We start from the raw sequence: 5,205 nt of genomic DNA on the forward strand, positions 1-5,205 counted from the left end.
AAGGAGTTTTCCGTTTCGACTGCGCCGGAAGTGGGGCGAATTATAGACATCTCAAATCTGCCGTCAACCGTTAATTTCAATTTTCTATCGAAACGCCGGAAAAACTGCCGTCATGCCGTCATATAGACAGAACGCCTGAAATCGAGCCGAAACCAAGAGGAGCATCCGGCAGACACTGGAACCCACCATCACCGCATCCGCGCCCAAGAACGTCAAGCAGCAAGAACACGAGAAGAGGACCAAAATACTGGCGGGCACTACTAATAGAAGGGGATTCAAACAATAGATGGTGTCCCAGGGCAGGTTCGAACTGCCAACCTTCCCCTTAGGAGGGGGATGCTCTATCCAATTGAGCTACTGAGACACGCGATTGTCGCAAGCAGAAGCAGCGCGACGGACGGCGTGCATGTTAACGGCCAAGTACCGGTTTGTCATGTCATCCGTAGCCATATTAAGTGTAGGCATGCGCACCGGCATGTCGCGGGAAGATTTACCGTGCATTTTGCACTCCCACCAAAAAGCCATCATTGCAGATTGCAACCCAAGCAATTCTATCAAGTCTCTCATATCCTTGTTTTTAAAGGACTTGCCAGCGATTAGACTATTGGCATGACGACTGCTTTGCCTGTTCTATAGAAGAACAATCGGAGCGCGGCCCCATGAACACCACCCTCTTGCTTGCAAATGCGACAGCACTAGCGGTTTTGCTGAGTTTTCACTCTATCCCCGCTAGCACCGCCCCGGAATCGATAGCCCAGCGCATGCCGCATTACCTGCAAGTGCAGAAGCAGCCCCAACTGGCAGTGCTGAGCGATAACAGCAACCTTGTCCCAAGGATCGTCAGCGCCTCCGAACAGGCTTTGCCAATCCAACCTACAGAACGTCTGGTTTTTTGAATTATCTTCAGGAGTACAGCATGTCCAAATCAGCCGCAGGATTTCTGATCCTCGCCTTTTTGAGTGGCGCTATGCATTTTTCGCTTTTCGAGGAAACCACAGTCACCCTGCCCCTGATTGTCTGCGGAGTATTTTCGATGCTGTTTGTCCTGGCGTTGGTTGCCGGACGCAAGATCAAGTTTGATCCAGTCCTGCGCTGAGCCGGATAAGGTCAAGCAACTGGTTCACCGCCCCCGCCAGCTCACCTGAGTTATCGATCATATGTACCGGCCCGTCACTTGACCTGCGGTCTTTAAATAAAGAGTTACGGGCAAGTCGGGCCTCAACCTGCTCAAGCGACTCTCTCCCACGCCTTAGCAGCCGCTTACGTAAAACCTCGTCACTTACCGTAAGCAGTACCGGCACCAGCTCAGGGTAACGGCTCATCGCTTGCCGCAGATTAGCGCGCGAGCCGTTAACCAACACATGGTGCCCCGCTGCCAAAATCCGATCCATTTCGGCCGGGATCCCATATGCAAGACCGTTCGCGTGCCATGCCAGGGAAAAGCCCCCCTCGTGCGCACGTCGCTCGAACTCCTCCGGCGTTACACCAACCGCATCTTCACCCACCGATTCAGCTGATCGCGTAATGACTCGCCGCATTACCTCGCACCCCATTGCTCGCAGCCGTTCGCGCGCGGCTTCAATCAGGCTGTCTTTCCCTGATCCGGATGGACCCATCAGATAAATAAGCTTGCCACCCATCCTGAAAACGCCTCCACAACAACGTAGCCACTAGTAAATCGGCAATTTGCCACTATCCTTCACAGACAGGGAACAAGGATAGAAAGCCATATAGCATGCACGCCTTCACGTCTTCAGACATCAACTGATGGCCACCAGGAGGCATACAGCGATGCAGACCAAGGCAAAGTTTTCAAACCAGTCCGCATTTCTGATGATTGGTGCTGGCATTACGCCTTTACCCGGCTCAATATTTGTCACAGAATTGACGCCAATGATCTGGCAATTTTGAGGCATGATGCCGGCCTCTTAACAATTCAGGTTGAACCATTTGGCGCGGATGCTTGTCCTACCACACATCCTGCGGCCAATCCCGAGAACCGCTCCCCTGAACTAACCGGTTAAATATATGCGCCCATTGAAACAGGCAATTTATTCCAGCCGTACGGCTGACAAGTTCGTCGTACGTCTGCCAGACGGAATGCGTGAACGCAATGCCGAGGTGGCTCGCAATCATCATCGCAGCATGAACTCCGAGATCATTGCGCGCCTTGAGCAGAGTCTTATTCAGGAAGGTGCACTGGGCGAAGAGCTGAGCATGCGCCTGGACAGCCCGGAGCTGTCGCTGCATGAGCGCGAGCTGTTGCAACGATTCCGCCAACTGTCTCACCGCCAACAGAACGCTTTGGTATCCTTGATCGCACACGATGCCGAAATGGCAGCAGACGCGTCCTGAGCCACACCGAACACGTCAAGCCAGCTTAACCGCTGGCTTTTTTTTGCGCGGATTTTGAGTTTTCACAGACAAGAAAAAGCCCGCCATATAGGCGGGCTTTTTCGATGCAGCGGATCAGAGCAGGAAGATCGTCGCCAGCCCGAGGAAGATGAAGAAGCCGCCACTGTCGGTCATCGCAGTAATCATCACACTCGCCCCCATGGCCGGGTCGCGCCCCATTTTCGCCAGGGTCATCGGGATCAATACTCCCATCAACGCCGCCAGCAGCAAATTGAGCGTCATAGCCGCTGTCATTACCACGCCCAACGACCAACTGCCGTAGAGCAGATAAGCAACCACACCAATTACACCACCCCAGACCAGGCCATTGATCAGGCCTACCGCCAGTTCCTTGCGCATCAGGCGCGAAGTATTGCCGGTGCTGACCTGGTCGAGCGCCATGGCGCGAACAATCATGGTGATCGTCTGGTTACCGGAGTTACCACCAATACCGGCCACGATCGGCATCAGTGCTGCGAGCGCTACCAGTTTCTCGATCGAGCCTTCGAACAGGCCGATCACTCGAGAGGCGACGAACGCAGTGATCAGGTTGACCGCCAGCCATGCCCAACGGTTGCGTAAAGACTTCCAGACCGAGGCGAAGATGTCTTCCTCTTCACGCAGACCGGCCATGTTGAGAACTTCGCTCTCACTCTCTTCACGAATCAGGTCGACCATTTCGTCGATGGTCAAACGGCCAATCAACTTGCCGTTCTTGTCGACCACCGGGGCCGAGATCAAGTCATAACGTTCGAACGCCTGAGCGGCGTCATAGGCATCTTCGTCCGGGTGGAAACTCACCGGGTCGCTCGCCATGACTTCGGCAACCTGCTTGTCCGGATCATTGACCAGCAGACGCTTGATCGGCAGCACACCTTTGAGCACACCGTCGTAATCCACCACGAACAGTTTGTCAGTATGGCCCGGAAGCTCCTTGAGGCGACGCAAGTAACGCAGTACCACTTCGAGACTGACATCTTCGCGGATGGTGACCATCTCGAAGTCCATCAGTGCGCCAACCTGCTCCTCGTCATAGGACAGAGCCGAACGCACGCGCTCGCGCTGCTGGTTATCCAGACTCTCCATCAGCTCATGGACGACGTCTCGCGGCAGCTCGGAAGCAAGGTCAGCAAGTTCGTCGGCGTCCATGTCCTTGGCCGCAGCCAGGAGCTCGTGATCATCCATGTCGGCGATCAGCGTTTCACGAACGGAGTCGGATACCTCAAGAAGAATGTCGCCGTCGCGATCGGCCTTGACCAATTGCCAGAGCGTAAGACGATCATCCAGCGGCAAGGCTTCAAGGATGTAGGCGACGTCAGCGGAGTGCAGATCATCGAGCTTGCGTTGCAGCTCGACAAGGTTCTGCCGGTGAACCAGGTTTTCAACCCGGTCGTGATGCGCGCCTTCCTGGCGATGAGTCAGGTCTTCGACGACCCGTTGACGCTGCAGCAGCTCGACGACTTGAGCCAGGCGATCCTGCAGGCTTTCCTGTGTTTTCTTTACTTCGATTTCAGACATAGGCGAACTCCACTCCCAGCAGCGGGGCACGCCGGAAGGATCAATCAGTCAATTCATGATTGGTGAAACTGTTTACTGAGTAACTACTGGGTAAGTCCATGGAGGTTTTCCATAAGCCCCGGCGGGGCTGACGGGCGCAATGATACACCGCCTGACGGTTTTAAACGTTAAAAAATCTCGGCCGAAACAAGTGCTTGCGAAACAAACCTGAGCACTGTCCTGATCCCTGCACATGCGACGACTCATCCTGAAAAGAAAACACACCAGCACTCGAAAATGTAGCGACTACCCTTGAGCGCAGATCGTCATGGAGGACATCGAATGCCATTGAAACCATCCCACCTTGTACTCACCAGCCTGCTCTGCCTGTCGCCGACCGGGGCCGCCCTCACCCTTCATCGCTGCGAAGCCGCCGATGGCAGCATCACCTTCACCTCGATGAGCTGCGCACAAGGCGAACGGCGCTCCGCACAGGAAGTCCACCCCTACTCGCCCGGATCAGTTGTGGCCGTGATGCCAGAGCACAACCATGAACAAACCTCCGGCATGACAGCCGCAGGCCGAGGACCGGGCATCGTTGGCCACACTCAAGACAAATGCGGAGATCTGATTAACGCCAGACAACGTCGCGAAGCAATCATCAATCGACGCATCATTGCCGGCATGAGCCAGAAAGACGTCGAAAGCGCGCTAGGCAAACCGGACAAGGTGAATATTCGAACATCGACGACGAGCTATCGATACGACCTCAAGCGAGGCCGTAGTGCTCAAATAGATTTTGATGAGAGGGGATGCGTGAAGGAAAAAGCCAAATCCCGGACAGCAAAAAGCCCGCGTTAAACGCGGGCTTTTCGGTATATGGTGCACTCGACAGGATTCGAACCTGTGACCGCTCGGTTCGTAGCCGAGTACTCTATCCAGCTGAGCTACGAGTGCATTTTGTGTTTTTAGCCCAGACCACAACTGGGTAAAGCCAAGTTATTTGCATTACTGCAATTAACTCTTAAATGGTGCACTCGACAGGATTCGAACCTGTGACCGCTCGGTTCGTAGCCGAGTACTCTATCCAGCTGAGCTACGAGTGCATTTGTGTTTTTAGACCAGACCACACCTGGTTGAAGCCGAGTCATTTACATTGCTGCAACTAACTCTTAAATGGTGCACTCGACAGGATTCGAACCTGTGACCGCTCGGTTCGTAGCCGAGTACTCTATCCAGCTGAGCTACGAGTGCATTTGTTGCGCCGCATTATAGCCCGTCTAATCTCTATTCCAACCACTTTTTCTATTAATT

The 5,205-nt window shown here is 54.1% G+C and carries 6 protein-coding genes and 4 tRNA genes; 4 read left to right on the forward strand and 6 right to left on the reverse strand.

The window, feature by feature from the left end; all coding sequences use genetic code 11:
* Positions 1 to 287 precede the first annotated feature (287 nt).
* A tRNA-Arg gene (locus tag ACIPIZ_RS29165) sits at positions 288 to 364 on the reverse strand.
* A gap of 295 nt (positions 365 to 659) precedes the next feature.
* Here ACIPIZ_RS29165 and ACIPIZ_RS29170 point away from each other — a divergent pair.
* Together ACIPIZ_RS29170 and ACIPIZ_RS29175 are read left to right on the forward strand one after the other, a co-directional pair.
* Positions 660 to 896, forward strand: a complete 237-nt coding sequence (locus ACIPIZ_RS29170) for a hypothetical protein (RefSeq protein ID WP_064387573.1) — start codon at positions 660 to 662, stop codon at positions 894 to 896.
* A 20-nt stretch (positions 897 to 916) separates the two neighbouring features.
* Positions 917 to 1,096, forward strand: a complete 180-nt coding sequence (locus tag ACIPIZ_RS29175) for a PA3371 family protein (protein ID WP_064387574.1) — start codon at positions 917 to 919, stop codon at positions 1,094 to 1,096.
* Here ACIPIZ_RS29175 and phnN read toward each other — a convergent pair.
* The gene (phnN, locus tag ACIPIZ_RS29180) at positions 1,071 to 1,640 is read right to left on the reverse strand and encodes a phosphonate metabolism protein/1,5-bisphosphokinase (PRPP-forming) PhnN (protein WP_064387575.1); all 570 of its coding nucleotides are present in this window, start codon (positions 1,638 to 1,640) and stop codon (positions 1,071 to 1,073) included. The genes ACIPIZ_RS29175 and phnN overlap by 26 nt on opposite strands.
* A 388-nt stretch (positions 1,641 to 2,028) precedes the next feature.
* On the opposite strand from phnN, the gene ACIPIZ_RS29185 reads away from it, so the two are divergent.
* On the forward strand, positions 2,029 to 2,355 hold the full coding sequence (locus ACIPIZ_RS29185; protein WP_401168963.1) for an Arc family DNA-binding protein: 327 nt from the start codon (positions 2,029 to 2,031) through the stop codon (positions 2,353 to 2,355).
* Between the two features lie 114 nt (positions 2,356 to 2,469).
* On the opposite strand, the gene mgtE is transcribed toward ACIPIZ_RS29185, so the two are convergent.
* Positions 2,470 to 3,912 (reverse strand): magnesium transporter, encoded by a 1,443-nt coding sequence (gene mgtE / locus ACIPIZ_RS29190; RefSeq protein ID WP_034153320.1) that lies wholly within the window; start codon positions 3,910 to 3,912, stop codon positions 2,470 to 2,472.
* 321 nt (positions 3,913 to 4,233) lie between these two features.
* Between mgtE and ACIPIZ_RS29195 the strand changes: the two genes are divergently transcribed.
* Positions 4,234 to 4,752 (forward strand): cell envelope protein SmpA, encoded by a 519-nt coding sequence (locus tag ACIPIZ_RS29195; protein WP_253482245.1) that lies wholly within the window; start codon positions 4,234 to 4,236, stop codon positions 4,750 to 4,752.
* Positions 4,753 to 4,771: 19 nt separating this feature from the next.
* Here the strand turns inward: ACIPIZ_RS29195 and ACIPIZ_RS29200 are convergent.
* The 3 genes from ACIPIZ_RS29200 to ACIPIZ_RS29210 all read right to left on the reverse strand — a co-directional run bounded on the left by ACIPIZ_RS29200 (position 4,772) and on the right by ACIPIZ_RS29210 (position 5,145).
* Positions 4,772 to 4,848: transfer RNA gene (locus ACIPIZ_RS29200), tRNA-Arg, on the reverse strand.
* Between the two features lie 72 nt (positions 4,849 to 4,920).
* Positions 4,921 to 4,997: transfer RNA gene (locus ACIPIZ_RS29205), tRNA-Arg, on the reverse strand.
* Positions 4,998 to 5,068: 71 nt separating this feature from the next.
* Positions 5,069 to 5,145, reverse strand: a tRNA-Arg gene (locus ACIPIZ_RS29210).
* Positions 5,146 to 5,205 lie beyond the last annotated feature (60 nt).

Origin of the sequence: Pseudomonas sp. NPDC087690 (genome assembly GCF_044743175.1) — a bacterium.
GTDB lineage: Bacteria > Pseudomonadota > Gammaproteobacteria > Pseudomonadales > Pseudomonadaceae > Aquipseudomonas.